Raw genomic sequence first — 14,632 nt, 5'->3', positions numbered from 1 at the left:
CACCAACACCCAACGCACCCACCGCCTGACACCCTGGCTGAACTACTACAACACCCAACGCCCACACACCGCACTCGACGGCCACCCACCCATCAGCCGCCTGTCACCAACGTCATGACCGAGTACAGCTAGTGGGCGCGGCTAGGAGGGGCGGCGCTGCCCCGGCCCTTCGATGTACCGCGCGAGCCAGGCCGGGACGCGCGGGCGGGGATACGCCTCCAGGTCGTTCTGGTAATGCTCGGGAGCCAGAAGTTGGTCGTACGGAAAGGGACCGTCGCCGTAGTCGTAGTTCACGGTCGTCTCACCGCGATTGGTGACGGTGAGCAGCAGCCTCCACCACGGCCCGGCGGGCATCATCGCCACGGCGTGCCGCTGGTCGCGGACGAGAGCCGCGACCGACTCCGGCACCGGAACGACGACCGACCGGTGATACGACGAGAACCGCAGGTGGGCGATCTCGGCGGAGACGGTGAAGGCGAACTCGGCCCACAGCCATTCCCATTCTGGCGGCCCGAGGAGGGCCAGTTCCTGGACGATCGGCTCGATCAGCATCGACGCCTCGGCGGCGACCACGTCGATGTCGTCGCCCGCCAGGGGGTCGTGGGGCAGCGGGCCGACTATCTTGATTCCGCCGGTCTCCGGCTCGTCCTCGTCCGGCCCGTCCTGTTCGAGCCACCGCACGAAATCGGCCATGTAGTCGTCGGAGCCCATTCCCTGACCGGTCGAGCCGGCGCGTTCCTGCGCGACGAACCGGTCAATGGCCTGCGGCGGTGGAACGGAGGACGACACCTCCTCGATGCGTCCGGAGTCGCCCACCAGGAACACCGATCTGCCCACCGGCATCTCCAGGAAGGCCAGGGGGTCGCTCTCGTCGATCTCCACCGGCGCGTAGACGCTCCACCCGGCGTCGAAGCGGTCCGCCTCCAAGCCCTCCGTGGGATAGTCCAGCCCGTGCGAGCGGATCCAATTCACCACCAAGGAAATCGCCTGCGCCGCGTCCATCCGCCCGAGACCTCCCGCGTGCCGTCCCCGGCACCCTACCGGCCTCTGTCGGCGGCCACCGTGGAGCGGTGAACCTCACAGCCCGGCCGCCTACCGGACGCCCCGGCGAAAGACCATGCTGAGCGGATGGAGGTGCGCTTCGCGGAGGACCACATCCGTTTCCTGGGCTACGACTTTCCCGGCGCTTCGGTGTACCCCAGCGGAATGGTCGCGCCCGCCGGTATCCGCGACGCCGACTGGAAGGCCATCAGACCCGAGGTCCGGACGGTGCTCGGCGAAACCTTGTTCATTCCCCGCGAACGGAAGCCCGATCTCGAAGCGTTCTGCCACCGCCACGGCATCGCATCGGTGTCCCGTCCCGATACGTGGGGCGACCTGCTCGAACCGTTCCTCGACACCCAAATCGGCGCGGCAGAGGAACGCGCCACCATCGATCGGTTGCGCAAAGCCGGATTCACCCTAAGAGAAATCGCTGGAATCCGGCGGCGGCTGGCCCCGCTCATGCTCGCCTACAACTTCGACGCCATGGTCTGGGAATGGGTCCATCTCGGCCTGTTCGACCTTCTCACCGCCGCCGGTGCTCCCGTCGTCGCGGCCGGCCTGCGCGCCACGGTCGGCGATCCCGCGGCGTTCTACGAGTGGGCGATGGCGATCGCCGAACGCCATCGCTGACCCCGTTGTCGGACGCCGAGCCCGACCCCGGCAGGCCGCTCAGCGGCCGCGGCGGATGCGGGCGGCCTCCAGGTGGATGCGCTCCTCGGTCGCGAGGAGGTCGGCCTCGGCCTTCTCGGTGCGCATCCGCGCGCGCATCTCGCGGAAGCTCGGGGTACGGCGCCGCTCGGCGGCGCTGGTCCGGCGTCCCGCCCGGGCCCGCGAGAACCGCTGGAAGAGGCTCATGTCCGTCACTCCTCATCGCCACCGGCCCGGTCTGCTCCCGGACCGTTGTCCCGCGACAACAGATGCCCCTTTCCCCCGACTTCATTCCGCATTCCGCCCGCGCTGACGTCGCTGGTGCTGCCGGCGAGGCCGCCCGCGGCGTGTCCGGGCGGCCTCGGGGAAGGTCAGGAGGCCATCGCGGTCTGGACGTCGGTGAGGACGGTGCCGGCGGCGAGGGGGCCGCCGGCGCTGTTCCACGCGGAGCCGTCGACGGTGACGACGTGCTTCTCCTTCGCGGCCTTCAGGCGGGTGAAGGTGGGCGTCTTCTCCGCTTCGGCGAGGGCCTTCCGGCTGGTGGACTCGTCGCCGAGCGCGCCGAAGAAGAGCCAGTCGCCGTCGATGGTGTCGAGCTTTTCCAGGCTCACCGGTTCGCTGTGCCCGACGCCCGCGCCCCGCTGGTCCGCCGGCCGGGTGAGGCCGAGCGCGGTCAGCGTCTCGCCGACGTGTCCCTTGCCCTTGCCGACGACGGACGGCGCGCCGTTCTGCCAGCGGATCACGCTGGTGACGGCGCCCGCGTTCGCGCCGAGCTTCGCCTTGACGGCGGACACGCGGGTGTCGAACCCGGTGAGCCACTGCGCGGCTTGCGGCTTCTTGCCCAGGGCGTCGGCGGTGGCGAGGAACGCGTCGCGCCACGGGGCGTTGAGCTTGGCGGTCAGGACGGTGGGCGCGATGTCCTTCAGCTTGTCCCGGACGCTCTTCGCGCCGACGGTCTCGTCCAGCAGGATCAGGTCGGGCCTCAGGTCGATGATCTTCTCGAGGTCGGGCTGGGCGACGTTCGCGACGATCGGGACGTCCTTGGCTCGGGGCGCGAGGTAGGCGGCGACGCCGGTCTGGCCGCGGCCGCTGGTCGTGCCGACGGGCCGGACGCCGAGGGCGAGCGCCGCGTCCATCGTCGGTTCGCTGAGCGCGACGACGCGCTTCGGGGCGGCGGGGACCGAGACCGTCGCGCCCGTGGCGTCGGTCACCGACCGCTTGGCGCCGGACGGGCCGGAGCCGTCGTCGCCGGAGCCGCAGCCGGCGACGGTCAGGGCGCCGGCCAGCAGGGCGGCCGCGAGCGCGGCGGATCGGCGGAACTTCATCAGGGGTCTCCTCAGGGTGATGGGGGAAGGTCGCCGAGCAGGTCGGCGAGGCCGGCGGCGAGACCGTGCGTCCAGCAGACGTAGTCGTGGCCGCCGTTGTACTCGGTGTAGGCGACGGGGTAGCCGCGGGCGCGCAGCGTTTGGTGCAGGTCGCGGTTCTGGTCGACGAGGGCCCATTCATGGCGGCCGACGCGCAGGTGGATCCGCAGGTCGCGGCGTTGAGTGCGGGCGTAGCGGGCGGTGAGCCAGGCCGGGGCGTCCAGGTCGCCGTCGGGGTTCCACCACAGCGACGACGACTGCGCGAGGACCTTGCCGAAGCGGCCGGGCGCCTCCAGGCCGGTGTGCAGGGCGGTGAGGCCGCCGAGGCTCTCGCCCGCGATCACCGTGCGCGCAGGGTCGGCGGGGACGGGCATGCGCGCAGCGGCCCAGCCCATCAGCTCGGACGTGAGGAACTCGGTGTGCGCGGGGTTCCCGCCGTACTCGGTCATGCGGGTCTGCGTGCTGACCGCGTGCGGGGCGAGGACGAGCAGCGGCGGGACGGTCCCGGCGCCGATGAGCCGGTCGAAGAGCGCCTGGACGCCGCAGTTGCCGAACCACATGTCGCCGTCGAGGAGGAGCAGCGCGGCCCGCGGGGCGGCGGGCGGGCGGTAGATCCAGACGTCGCGCTCGTCGCGGAGGGCGTCGCTGCGGACGCGGTCGCGGGTGACCGTGCCGAGGGGCGCGGTGGACGGCGGGTTCCACGGCCGCCAGGGCGGGACGGGCGCGTCGGGGAGTTCGAAGACGGACGCGCGGCCCTCGCCCCAGCGCAGTGGAACGCTCCACGGATTGCGCGGATCGTGGACGGCCCGCGCGGCGAGAAGGCGGAGCTCGTCCTGGGACGTCCCCTCGCCGGGCCCGGCCGCGATCCGGTACGAGCCGGCATGGTCGGCGCCGAGCCGGTACGTGATGTGCCAGACGCGGGTGCCGGGGACGCGGGCCATCAGGGCGCCGGCGAGGTCGAGCGGGTCCACGAGCCGGTTGACCAGCGCGAGGACCCGTCCGGTGTCCTCGGCGCCGCACCAGAGGAACGTCACGGCGCGGTGACCGGGGTCGCCGGGGAGCGGCTCGACCAGCGGGACGCCGCGTTCGGCGACCTCCGCCCAGAAGGCGTCCTCGGCGCCCGGGCGCCCGGCGCGGACGGCGCCGGCGAGCGCGCCGACGAGCGCGCTCGCGGCCCGCTCGGCCGGAGCGGGGCGCGGGATCCGGGGCGGCCCGCTGATCAACGGAACCGGCCCGGAGACGGCGTGGGCATGGAAGGGTCCTCCCGGATGACCATGGGAACTTAGGTAAGCCTAAGCTAACCACATGGTCATCATCGGGGGGCGGACCGAGGCCGCCCCGACCCGCGACACCGCCCCGGCGAGCACCAGGGCGTACGCCGCCGCGCTGGCGGCCGGGCTCGTCCTGCTCGCCGCGGCCGCCGCCGCCAGCCTGGCGATCGGCACCCGGCAGATCCCGCCCGGCCAGGTCTGGCACGCCCTGGCCGCGCCGACCGGCACCGAGACCGACGGCATCGTCCGCGACCTGCGGTTACCGCGCACCCTCATCGGCGTCGCGGCGGGCGCCGCGCTCGGCCTCGCCGGCGCGGTCATGCAGACGCTCACCCGCAACCCGCTCGCCGACCCCGGGCTCCTCGGCGTCAACGCGGGCGCGTCCGCCGCCGTCGCGACTGCCATCGGCGTGCTCGGCGTGACCGGTTTCACCGGATACCTGTGGTTCGCGTTCGCGGGGGCCGGGCTCGCCGCCGTCCTCGTCACCCTGCTCGGCGGCGCCGAGCCCGTCCGGCTCGCGCTCGCCGGCACGGCCGTCAACGCCGCGCTCTTCGGCTACGTCAACGGTCTCCAGCTGCTCGACACCGGCACCCTCGACGCGATGCGGCGCTGGTCCGTCGGCGCGCTCGACGGGCGGCGCGGCGGCGAGCTCGCCGGGGCACTGCCGTTCCTCGCGGCCGGGGCCGTCCTCGCGCTGGCCCTCGCCCGCTCCCTCGACGCGATCGCCCTCGGCGACGACGCGGCGCGCTCGCTCGGCGCGCACCCCGGCCGGACCCGCGCGCTGTCCGTCGCCGCGATCACCCTGCTCACGGGCGGCGCCACCGCCGTCTGCGGGCCGATCGCGTTCGTCGGGCTGATGGTCCCGCACGCCGTCCGCCCGTTCACCGGCGCCGGAGCGCGCCGCCTGCTCCCCTGCTGCCTGGTCTACGCGCCGGTGCTGCTGCTCGCGTCCGACATCGCCGGACGCGTCGTCACGCCGCCCGGCGAGGTCGAGGCGGGCATCGTCACCGCGTTCCTCGGCGGGCTCCTGCTCGTGGTCCTCGTCCGCGGGAAGGTCGTCCGGCCATGATGCCGCTGCGCGGCGCCGGGCTGTCCGTGCGCCTGTCCCGCCGTCCCCTGCTCACCGGCCTCGCGCTCCTCGCCGCCGGGCTGAGCGTCGCCGTCGTCACCCTCGGCACCGGCACGGTCGGGCTGACCCCCGCCGAGGTGCTGCGGACCCTCGCCGGCGGCGGCCCGCCCGGCGCCGCCCTCGTCGTGCTGGACCTGCGGCTCCCCCGCGTCCTGGACGCCCTGCTCGCCGGCCTCGCGCTCGGGATGAGCGGCGCCGTGTTCCAATCGCTGTCCCGCAACCCGCTCGGCAGCCCCGACATCGTCGGGTTCGGCAACGGTGCCTCCGCCGGCGCGCTGCTCGCGATCATCGCGTTCGACGCCGGGACGGTCCCGGCCACGCTCGGCGCGCTCGCCGGCGGCGCGCTCACCGCGCTCGCCGTCTACCTGCTGGCCTGGCGCGGCGGCGTGCACGGCGGCCGCCTCGTGCTGGTCGGCATCGGCGTCTCGGCCGCGCTGGAGGCGGTGATCAGGTTCCTGTTCGTCCGCGCCGACCTCGGCAAGGCCGCGCAGGCCGCCACCTGGATGGTCGGCAGCCTCGGCGGGCGCGGCCGGGACGACGCCGCGGTCGCCGCCGGCGGCCTCCTCGTCCTCGGCCCGCTGCTGTTCCTGCAGCTCCGGCGGTTGACGATGCTGGAGATGGGGGACGACGCGGCGTCCGCGCTGGGCGTCCCCGCCGAGCGCGCGCGCCTCGCGCTGCTCGCGACGGCGACCGGCCTCACCGCCGTCGCGGTGGCGGCCGCCGGGCCGATCCCGTTCGTCGCGCTCGCCGCCCCGCAGCTCGCGCGCCGCGTCACCCGCGCCGCCGGGCCGGGCGTCCTCACCGCCGGCCTCATGGGGTCGCTGCTGGTCGCCGCCGCCGACTGGACGGCGCAGCGGCTGTCCGGTTCCGCGCCGCTACCTGTCGGCGTGGTGACCGGCGTGCTCGGCGGCGCGTACCTCGCGTGGCTGCTCGTCGCCACCCGCCGCGGCCTCGCCCGCTGACCGCGTGCCGCCGAACCGGCCGGGAGCATGACGCGGAAGCGTCCCTTCGGTACTTTCGGCCGGTTCGCCAGCCGAGCGCGGCTCCCTAGCGTCGTCGGCATGAACGCAGCGGATCGACCGCGGACGGCCGAGACCGTCCTGTCCGACATCGGGCTGGGCATCGTGTTCGTCCTGGGAGTCGGCTTCACCGCCTACATGCTCGCGGACAGCTGGGGCGGGACGTCTTGGGTGTTCGACCTCGTCATCGCCGTCGCGGTGTGCGGGCTCGCGCTGCTGCGCGGGCGGTGGCCCGCCGGGACGGCCGTCACGGGGCTGATCGCGTCGGCCGCCGCGGTCGCCGTGTCGGTGGCCGCCGACCTGCCGCAGGAGCCGGGGCCGATCACCGCGCTCGGCCTCGCGGTGCTCGTGGGCTCCGCGCTCCGCAGGCTGCCCGGGCCGGTGGCGGGCGCCATCGGCGCGGGCGGGATCGCGGTCGTCGCGGCGGCGTCGGTCCTCGGGCACGGCGCCGTCCCCGTCCTGGCCGTCCTGATCATGACCGGCGGCCTCCTCACCGGTGCGGGCCTGCGCGTATTCGACAACACGCGACCGGACCGGAAGCATCGGGACGCGGCCGGGCGGCCGTATCCGTGACGGCCCCGAAGGGAAGAGCGAATCGATGGCGAACGGCGCGGTCCGGCGGCGATGGCGCGGCGCGGCCGAAGTGATCGGGTCACGCCGATGGGCCGCGGTCGCCTCCGGCACCGGGCTCGCCGCCCTGTTCACCGCGGCCATCGCCGTCCAGGCGGCCGCCCTCGCCGACAGCTGGGGGCTCGCGAGCTGGCGGCTCGGCGGCCCCGCCGCGGCGGTCGTGTGCGGGCTCGCGCTGCTGCGCCGCCGGAATCCGGCGTGGACGGCCGCCGCGGGCCTGGCCGTCGCCGCGGCCGCGATCGCCGTGGCGCACATGGCCGGGCTGCCCGCCGAGCCCGGCCCGGCCATGGTGCTCGGGCTGATGGTGCTGACCGGCACGGCCGTCCGGGTCCTGCCCGCCGCACAGGCCGGCGCCGTCGCCGCCGCCGGTCTGGTCCTGGCCGTCGCCCGCCTGGCGGCCGACCCGCCGATCAGCGCGAGCGGTGCGTCGTCGGTGGCCGTGTCGTACGCCGGGGCGTGGCTGGCGGCGGTGGCGGCCGGCCGGTGGCTGCGGATGCTCGACGTCCGGGCCGCGAACACCGCCGAGAGGGTGCGCCGCGAGGAACGGCTCGAACTCGCCCGCGAACTGCACGACATCGTCGCCCACCACATCACCGGGATGGTGATCCAGGCCCAGGCCGCCCAGATCGTCGCCCGCAAGGACCCGGCGAACGCGGCGGAACCGCTCGCCGGGATCGAGACCGCCGGCACCGAGGCCCTCGCCGCCATGCGCCGCGTCGTCGGCCTGCTGCGCGACACCGCCGACGCCGCGCCCGCCTCCCCCGGGCCGGAGCGGCTCGACGAGCTGGTCGAACGCTTCAGCGCGCGCGGGCCCCGGGCGACGCTCCAGGCACCCGGCGGCGAGGACTGGCCGCCGGAGGTGACCAGCACGGTGTACCGGATCGTCCGGGAGGCGCTGACGAACGTCCGGCGGCACGCGCCCCAGGCCCGGTCGGTCGCCGTCACCGTCGCCGAGGAGGCGGACGGCGTCACCGTACGGGTCGACGACGACGCCCCGCCGGGCCCCGCCCGGCCGCATCACCGCGCCGGGTACGGCCTGGTCGGCATGCGCGAACGCGTCGAGACGCTCGGCGGCGCCCTGGACGCCGGGCCCCGGCCGGGCGGCGGCTGGTCCGTGCGCGCGGTCCTGCCCCTCCAGGAGTCCCGATGACCATCAGCGTGCTGATCGCCGACGACCAGACGATGATCCGCAGCGGCCTGCGCCTCATCCTGGAGGACCAGCCCGACATCACCGTGGTCGGCGAGGCCGCGGACGGCGCCGAAGCGGTGGAGGCGGCGCGGCGGCTGCGCCCGGACGTGTGCCTGGTCGACATCCGGATGCCGCGCCTCGACGGCATCGAGGTCACCCGCGCGCTGGCCGGGCCCGGCGTGCGCGACCCGCTGCGGGTCGTCGTCGTCACCACGTTCGACCTGGACGAGTACGTGTACGGGGCGCTGCGCGGCGGAGCGGTCGGGTTCGTGCTCAAGGACGCCGGTCCCGCGCTGCTCGTCGAGGCCGTCCGCGCCGCCGCCAACGGGGAGGCGCTCGTGTCGCCATCGGTCACGCTGCGGCTGCTGCGGCACCTGGCGTCGGGCGGTGCGCCGGGGGCGCGCGCGGCGGACGTCCCGCTGTCCGACCGGCAGTTGGAGGTCGTGCGGGCCGTCGCGCGGGGCCGCACCAACCAGGAGATCGCCGCCGAGCTGTTCATCTCCCTCAGCACGGTGAAGGGCCACGTGGCCGGCATCCAGAGCAGGCTCGGGTTCCGCAACCGGATCGAGATCGCCGCGTGGGCGTGGGAGAACCGCGTCGTCGACGGCGGCTGACCGGCCATCCCGACCGCGAGCGCGAACCGGCCGAAAGTACGGTCCCCGGCGGGGCGAACGGTGCTGCGGGCCGATGAGCGGGCGGGCGCCGGGCTCCGAGGATGATCGGCATGCCGAACAAGCAACCGCCCCCGGTGCTGCAAGCCGAGGGCCTGACGAAGAGGTACGGCCGCCGTACGGCGCTCAGCGGCGTCGATCTGAGCGTCCCGGCGGGACGCGTCATCGGCCTCGTCGGACCGAACGGCGCCGGGAAGTCCACGCTGCTGCACCTCGCGTGCGGCCTGATCGAGCCGACGTCGGGCACGCTGCGCGTGCTGGGATCCGCCCCGGCGGCCGGGCCGTCGCACCTGGCGCGCGTCGGTTTCGTCGCGCAGGACACGCCCGTCTACGGGTCGTTCACCGTCGCCGACCACCTGCGGATGGGCGCGAAGCTGAACCCGGGATGGGACGGCGCGCTCGCCGAGCGGCGCATCGCGCAGGCCGGGCTGAACCCGGACCAGAGGGCCGGCGGGCTGTCCGGCGGGCAGCGCGCCCAGCTCGCCCTGACGATCGCCGCCGCCAAGCGCCCCGACCTGCTCATCTTCGACGAGCCCGCGGCCGCGCTGGACCCGCTGGCGCGCACCGGCTTCCTGCGCAACCTGCTGGAGTTCGTCGCCGAACTCGGCGCCGCCGCCGTGCTGTCCTCGCACCTGCTCGGCGACATCGAGCGCGTCTGCGACCACCTGGTCGTGCTGTGCGCGTCCCGCGTGCAGCTCGCCGGGGACGTCCGGGACGTCCTCGCCGCGCACCGCCGCCTCGTCGCGCCGCGCGGCGCGCTCGCCCGGCCGCCCGCCGGGATCGAGGTCATCTGGTCCGAAGGCGCGGGCGAGCACGACACCGCGGTGGTGCGCGGCGACGCCGTCCCGCCTGCGCCGTTCAAGGCCGAGCCCGTCTCGCTGGAGGACATCCTGCTCGCCTACATGACCCGGGCGTCCGGCACCACCGGGGAGGGGACCCGATGATCTGGCTGACCTGGCGGCAGTTCCGCGTCCAGACGCTCGTCGCCGCGATCGCGCTCGTCCTGATCGCCGCCTACCTGGTGTACCTCGGCATGGACATCCGGGACGCGCACGACGCGTACCGGGCCCGCTGCGCGAGCAGGCCCGCCGACTGCCCGTCCGCCCTCGCGCAGTTCCGGAGCGACCACGAGAGCACGCTGCTGTTCCTCGCCGCCGGGCTCCAGCTGATCCCCATCGTCATCGGGACGTTCTGGGGCGCGCCGCTGATCGCGCGGGAGCTGGAGACCGGCACGCACCGGCTCGTGTGGAACCAGAGCGTCACCCGGCGCCGCTGGCTCGCCGTCAAGCTCGCGTTCGTCGCGCTGGCGGGCGCGGCGCTCACCGGAGCCGCGTCCGCGCTGCTCACCTGGGCGGCCCGCCCGTTCGACGAGACGACCGGGGACCGCTTCTCCAGGATCATGTTCGGCGCCCGCGACATCGCGCCGGTCGGCTACGCGGTGCTGGCGTTCGCGCTGGGCACCGTCGTCGGGCTCCTCCTGCGCCGGACGCTGCCCGCGATGGCCGTCACCGGCGTCGCCTTCATCGTGCTCCAGTTCGCCTTCCCGAACATGGTGCGGCCCCACCTCATCGCGCCGGAGAAGGCCACCCTGCCGATGACCGCCCAGGCCATCAACGGGGCGCAGAACATGGGGAGCATCACCGGCGGCGCCGTCATCCACGGACTCGCCGTCCCCGGCTCCCCCGGCGCCTGGGTGAGCGGCATCAGCCCGTTCCGCACGGCGGACGGCCGGACGCTGAGCGGCGCGAGGTTCGACGAGTGCCTCAACAGCCCGCAGCGGACCGGCGCGGACGGGAAGTTCGGCGACACCGCCGTCTGCCTCGCCCGGCTGAACCTGCACGTCGACGTCGCCTACCAGCCGAAGAGCCGCTACTGGGCGTTCCAGGGCCTGGAGACCGCCGCCTATCTCCTGCTCGCCGGGCTCCTCACGGCGTTCGGGCTCTGGCGCATCCGGCACCGCGTGAGCTGACAGGTCAGACGCGTGAGCTGACGGTCAGACGAGGCTCGCGCGGGGCGCGCGGGGCGCGCGCAGGCGGCCCTGCGCGTAGTCCTCCACCAGGTGGCGGACGGTCTCCATGGCGTCCTGCTTGTTGGTCCCGATGAAGCCGGTCGGGCCGCGCTTGATCCAGCCGGTGGCATACACGCCCGGCAGGACGGCGCCGCCCGGCTCGGCGAGGACGCGGCCGCCGCTGTTGGGAATGACCGCCCGGGCCTCGTCGAACGGGACGCCGGGAACGGCGGTCCCGCGGTAGCCGATCGAGCTGAGCACCAGGCCGGCGTCGAGCGTCTCGCGCTCGCCCGCCGGCTCGACCCGGTCGCCCGAGCCGGGGACGTAGGCGTTGCGGACGAGCTCGACGCCCCGGACGCGCTCGTCGCCGGCGATGGCGACCGGCGACGCCAGGTACCGCAGGACGATCCGCTTTCCGTTCCCCGCCGCGGGACGTTCCGCCAGCTGGCGGAGCAGCTCGATCTTCTGCGCGGCGGCATGGTCGAGGGCGCCGGTGTCGACGTCCAGGTCGGCGGAGTCGAGCACCAGGTCGATGCCCGGCACCTGCATGAGCCCGACCAGTTCCGGGAGCGTGAAGGCCGAGTGGGCGACGCCGCGGCGGGCGACGATGACGACCTCCTGGACGCGGCTGTCCCGCAGGGCGTCCAGGGCGTAGGGGGCGATGCTCGTGCCGGCGAGGCGCTCGGGGTCGGCGGTCAGGATGCGGGCGACGTCGAGGGCGACGTTGCCGTTCCCGACGATGACGGCGCGCTCGTGCGACAGGTCGAAGCGCCGCTCGGCGTAGTCGGGGTGGCCGTTGTACCAGGCGACGAATTCGGTGGCGGTCGCGGTGCCGGGCAGGTCGCTGCCGGGGACGTCGAGGCGCCGGTCGGCGGACGCCCCGACCGCGTAGACCACCGCGTGATGCCGGCCGAGGAGCTCCTCGTGCGTCACGTCGCGGCCCACCTGCGTGCCGTAGACGATCCGGATCCCGTCCTGTGCCGCGATCCGGTCGAACAGGTCGCCGACCTGGCGGGTCTTCACGTGGTCGGGCGCGACGCCGGTGCGCGCCAGCCCGTACGGGCTGGACAGCCGCTCGTACATCGTGACGCGCGCGCCGGGGACGGTGAGCAGCTCGTCCGCCGCGTACATCGCGGCCGGGCCCGTCCCGACGATCGCCACGTCGAGCGGCTCGCGGCCCGCGGGCACGGTCAGCGGCGGGGTGTGCGGCGCCAGCAGCGGCCGGACCCGCCCGTCCCGGTAGAACGCCGCGTTGATCGGCACGAACGGCTCCTGCGACTCCGGCAGCCGGTCGTGCGGGACGATCGCGTCGACCGGGCACGCGGTCACGCAGGCGCCGCAGTCGACGCAGGCGACCGGGTCGATGTAGAGCATGTCGGACGTGAGGAAGTCCGGCTCGTCCGGGGTGGGATGGATGCAGTTCACCGGGCAGGCGTAGACGCAGGACGCGTCGCCGCAGCAGGACTGCGTGACCACGTGGGGCATGGCGGGGATGTTCCTTAAGGGGTGGGACGGCGCGGCTCAGGCGGCATGCGCCTGGCGGTGCGGCTCAAGCGGCGTGCGCCTGGCGGTGCGGCTCGCCGCGGTACCGGGACGGCTTGCCGTCGATGCCGCAGGCCTTCCAGACCTTCCGGGCGGCGGGGTTCATGAGGCCGAGCTCCTCGGCGAGCATCCGCACGTCGCCGAAGTAGCCGCGCAGGATCGCCTTGGACTCCTCGCGCTGCCAGAACGCCTCGCGCATCACCTTGCGCGGGATGTCGAACTCCTTGGCGAACTGCCGCGGCGGCGTCATGATCGCGCCGGCCAGCCAGCGCATGATCAGCGGGTAGGCGACCGAGGTGACGCCCTTGCCGACCTTGTTCTGCCGGGCCACGTGCTCGTTGAGGAAGCGGTGCGCGAACGAGATGTGCCGCGCCTCCTCGGCGATGTGGATCTCCATGGTGCGCAGCAGCGCGGGCGGCCGCGCGGCGCCGTCCCGGATGACGTCCTTCTGGAAGTGGTCGATGGGCTCCTCGCCCGCCAGGATGCCGATGAAGAAGATGACGGGCGCGTAGGCGGCGAGGTGCCAGAGGGAGGACGTCGCCCGGTAGGGCGCCTTCATGCCGGGCACGTCGACGCCGGTGCGGTTGACCAGCTCCTGGAACATCTGGATGTGGTTGCACTCCTCCGACATCTCGTGGAGGCAGTAGCGGAACTCCGGGGAGCCGTTCGGCAGCTTCATCGCGTACTGCATCATCCCGCGGATGAGCACGCTCTCGAAGCTCAGCCCGACCTTCTGCATGTTGGCGGTGCGCCACAGCCCGATCGCGATCTTCTTCTCGTCCGGCTGCGCCTGGTACCAGGGGTGCGCGCCGAGCGGGTCGCAGTCGGGCAGGATCCACCGCGGGTCGGAGGCGTCGATGGCGAAGTCCGGGGAGTCCCAGTCGATGTCCAGGTACGGGTCGAACCGGCGGTGGACGGACCCGTTGGAGAGGGTCCGCAGGAACTCGCGGTACTCGGTCACCTGTGCCATCGGGGACCTCCTAGATCGTTTACACTTCCTATAGGAACTGTAAACAGTGGTCGCTTACCGGGTCAATGGGCGCACGGTGTGGGCCCGGCCATAGAATCGGGCCCATGCCGAGGCAGGACGGGGACATCCACGCCCGCATCCTCGACGCCGCCGCCGCGTGCCTGACCGAGGGCGGGTTCACCTCCAACCGCATGCTGTCGGCGATCGCGCGCCGGGCCGGGGTGTCGCGGCCGACGCTGTACAAGTACGGCGGCACCCTCGACGAGATCAAGGAAGCGCTGATCGAGCGCGAGCTCACCGCCTACCTCGCCGAGGCCGTGCCGATCATCGACGCCGCGCGCTGGGACGCCGGCTACGTGGCCGACCTGCTCGCCTTCCTCATCGGCCGGGCCCGCGCGCACCCGCTGCTGTCGGCCGCCGTCCGGGACGTCCCCGAGATGGTGCTGCCGTGGTTCACGGTCCGCGCCGACATCACCGTCGCGCGGGTCACCGCCCTCGCGGCCCCGGTCGTCCAGGAGAAGATCGACCGGGGCGAGCTGCCGCCCGTCGACGTGCCGGCGCTCATCGACGTGCTGACCCGCATCGTGCTGTCGCTGGTCTTCGTCAACAGCGCCGGCGTCGACGCCGACGACCCGGAGGACCTGCGGCGCTACCTGCGCACCGTCACCGGGTTCGTCGCGCTGCTGCCCGGCCGCGACGGGGGCGCGGCCCCGGCGGCGTCCGCCCGCTGACCGGCCTCCACCGGCTCCTCCGGCCATACCGGGCCCGCCGGGCGCGCGACGTCGAGCGGCTGCGCGTCGATCACGGGCTGCGCGGCCGCCGCGACGGCGGTGGCCGCCCGGACGAACGCGGCGACGGCCGGTGAGCGGCAGTCCTGCGGCCAGACGACGCGGAACTCCGCCGGGGCCAGGTCGCGGACGGGCCGGTAGGCGATGCCGGGACGCGCGTGCCGCCGCGCGATCGACACCGGCACGAACCAGATGACGCCGCCGAGCTCCACCAGGCTGAACAGCTCCGTCAGGTCGCGGACGGGGCGCCGGCTCCCGGCGAACGACCCGCCCGCCTCGGGCCGCCCCGGTGCGCCGAGCCCGCCGCCGTCCGGGCCGGGCGGCGGGCCGCCGAGCTCCGCGGGCCTGCCGTCGGGCAG

15 protein-coding genes and 1 pseudogene are annotated in these 14,632 nt (G+C 74.4%); 9 read left to right on the top strand and 7 right to left on the bottom strand.

Translation table 11 applies throughout. The features are described from left to right. Positions 1-141: 141 nt before the first annotated feature. Complete coding sequence (locus F9B16_RS53165; protein WP_225992426.1) at positions 142-975, bottom strand: hypothetical protein; 834 nt, start codon at positions 973-975, stop codon at positions 142-144. A gap of 153 nt (positions 976-1,128) precedes the next feature. Between F9B16_RS53165 and F9B16_RS42145 the strand changes: the two genes are divergently transcribed. Next, the gene (locus F9B16_RS42145; protein ID WP_151545871.1) at positions 1,129-1,674 is read left to right on the top strand and encodes a helix-turn-helix domain-containing protein; all 546 of its coding nucleotides are present in this window, start codon (positions 1,129-1,131) and stop codon (positions 1,672-1,674) included. A gap of 39 nt (positions 1,675-1,713) precedes the next feature. Here F9B16_RS42145 and F9B16_RS42140 read toward each other — a convergent pair whose 3' ends face one another. The 3 genes from F9B16_RS42140 to F9B16_RS42130 all read right to left on the bottom strand — a co-directional run bounded on the left by F9B16_RS42140 (position 1,714) and on the right by F9B16_RS42130 (position 4,279). Next, the gene (locus tag F9B16_RS42140) at positions 1,714-1,899 is read right to left on the bottom strand and encodes a hypothetical protein (RefSeq protein WP_151545870.1); all 186 of its coding nucleotides are present in this window, start codon (positions 1,897-1,899) and stop codon (positions 1,714-1,716) included. A 164-nt stretch (positions 1,900-2,063) separates the two neighbouring features. Next, the gene (locus F9B16_RS42135; RefSeq protein ID WP_151545869.1) at positions 2,064-3,017 is read right to left on the bottom strand and encodes an ABC transporter substrate-binding protein; all 954 of its coding nucleotides are present in this window, start codon (positions 3,015-3,017) and stop codon (positions 2,064-2,066) included. Between the two features lie 11 nt (positions 3,018-3,028). Beyond that, on the bottom strand, positions 3,029-4,279 hold the full coding sequence (locus F9B16_RS42130; RefSeq protein WP_151545868.1) for an alpha/beta hydrolase-fold protein: 1,251 nt from the start codon (positions 4,277-4,279) through the stop codon (positions 3,029-3,031). Positions 4,280-4,361: 82 nt separating this feature from the next. Here F9B16_RS42130 and F9B16_RS42125 point away from each other — a divergent pair, with 82 nt between their 5' ends. From F9B16_RS42125 to F9B16_RS42095, 7 genes are all read left to right on the top strand, one after another. After that, positions 4,362-5,396 carry a FecCD family ABC transporter permease gene (locus F9B16_RS42125; RefSeq protein ID WP_151545867.1) on the top strand — a complete coding sequence of 345 codons (1,035 nt, stop codon included), beginning with the start codon at positions 4,362-4,364 and terminating at the stop codon, positions 5,394-5,396. After that, complete coding sequence (locus tag F9B16_RS42120) at positions 5,393-6,418, top strand: FecCD family ABC transporter permease (RefSeq protein WP_151545866.1); 1,026 nt, start codon at positions 5,393-5,395, stop codon at positions 6,416-6,418. Before F9B16_RS42125 ends, F9B16_RS42120 begins: the two co-directional genes overlap by 4 nt. Positions 6,419-6,517: 99 nt before the next feature. Continuing rightward, positions 6,518-7,048 carry a metal transporter gene (locus F9B16_RS42115; protein WP_151545865.1) on the top strand — a complete coding sequence of 177 codons (531 nt, stop codon included), beginning with the start codon at positions 6,518-6,520 and terminating at the stop codon, positions 7,046-7,048. Between the two features lie 25 nt (positions 7,049-7,073). Then, positions 7,074-8,255 carry a sensor histidine kinase gene (locus F9B16_RS42110; protein ID WP_151545864.1) on the top strand — a complete coding sequence of 394 codons (1,182 nt, stop codon included), beginning with the start codon at positions 7,074-7,076 and terminating at the stop codon, positions 8,253-8,255. After that, the gene (locus F9B16_RS42105) at positions 8,252-8,908 is read left to right on the top strand and encodes a response regulator (RefSeq protein WP_151545863.1); all 657 of its coding nucleotides are present in this window, start codon (positions 8,252-8,254) and stop codon (positions 8,906-8,908) included. The genes F9B16_RS42110 and F9B16_RS42105 overlap by 4 nt, the downstream gene beginning before the upstream one ends. A gap of 110 nt (positions 8,909-9,018) precedes the next feature. Then, positions 9,019-9,909 (top strand): ABC transporter ATP-binding protein, encoded by an 891-nt coding sequence (locus tag F9B16_RS42100; RefSeq protein ID WP_151545862.1) that lies wholly within the window; start codon positions 9,019-9,021, stop codon positions 9,907-9,909. Then, the gene (locus tag F9B16_RS42095) at positions 9,906-10,934 is read left to right on the top strand and encodes an ABC transporter permease subunit (RefSeq protein WP_151545861.1); all 1,029 of its coding nucleotides are present in this window, start codon (positions 9,906-9,908) and stop codon (positions 10,932-10,934) included. The genes F9B16_RS42100 and F9B16_RS42095 overlap by 4 nt, the downstream gene beginning before the upstream one ends. A 24-nt stretch (positions 10,935-10,958) precedes the next feature. On the opposite strand, the gene F9B16_RS42090 is transcribed toward F9B16_RS42095, so the two are convergent. Both F9B16_RS42090 and F9B16_RS42085 read right to left on the bottom strand, forming a co-directional pair. Continuing rightward, the gene (locus F9B16_RS42090; protein WP_151545860.1) at positions 10,959-12,458 is read right to left on the bottom strand and encodes an FAD-dependent oxidoreductase; all 1,500 of its coding nucleotides are present in this window, start codon (positions 12,456-12,458) and stop codon (positions 10,959-10,961) included. A 64-nt stretch (positions 12,459-12,522) separates the two neighbouring features. After that, the gene (locus F9B16_RS42085) at positions 12,523-13,485 is read right to left on the bottom strand and encodes an AurF N-oxygenase family protein (protein WP_151545859.1); all 963 of its coding nucleotides are present in this window, start codon (positions 13,483-13,485) and stop codon (positions 12,523-12,525) included. 104 nt (positions 13,486-13,589) lie between these two features. On the opposite strand from F9B16_RS42085, the gene F9B16_RS42080 reads away from it, so the two are divergent. Next, positions 13,590-14,216 (top strand): TetR/AcrR family transcriptional regulator, encoded by a 627-nt coding sequence (locus tag F9B16_RS42080; protein ID WP_225992425.1) that lies wholly within the window; start codon positions 13,590-13,592, stop codon positions 14,214-14,216. Here F9B16_RS42080 and F9B16_RS51675 read toward each other — a convergent pair. Beyond that, a pseudogene (locus F9B16_RS51675) lies at positions 14,135-14,632 on the bottom strand (hypothetical protein); the annotation flags it as partial. The gene F9B16_RS42080 and the pseudogene F9B16_RS51675 overlap by 82 nt on opposite strands.

The sequence above is a fragment of the Actinomadura montaniterrae genome (assembly GCF_008923365.1).
In the GTDB taxonomy this organism is placed as follows: domain Bacteria; phylum Actinomycetota; class Actinomycetes; order Streptosporangiales; family Streptosporangiaceae; genus Spirillospora; species Spirillospora montaniterrae.
Note: the sequence above shows the minus strand (reverse complement) of the source record. Positions and strands in the feature narration are given on the sequence as shown.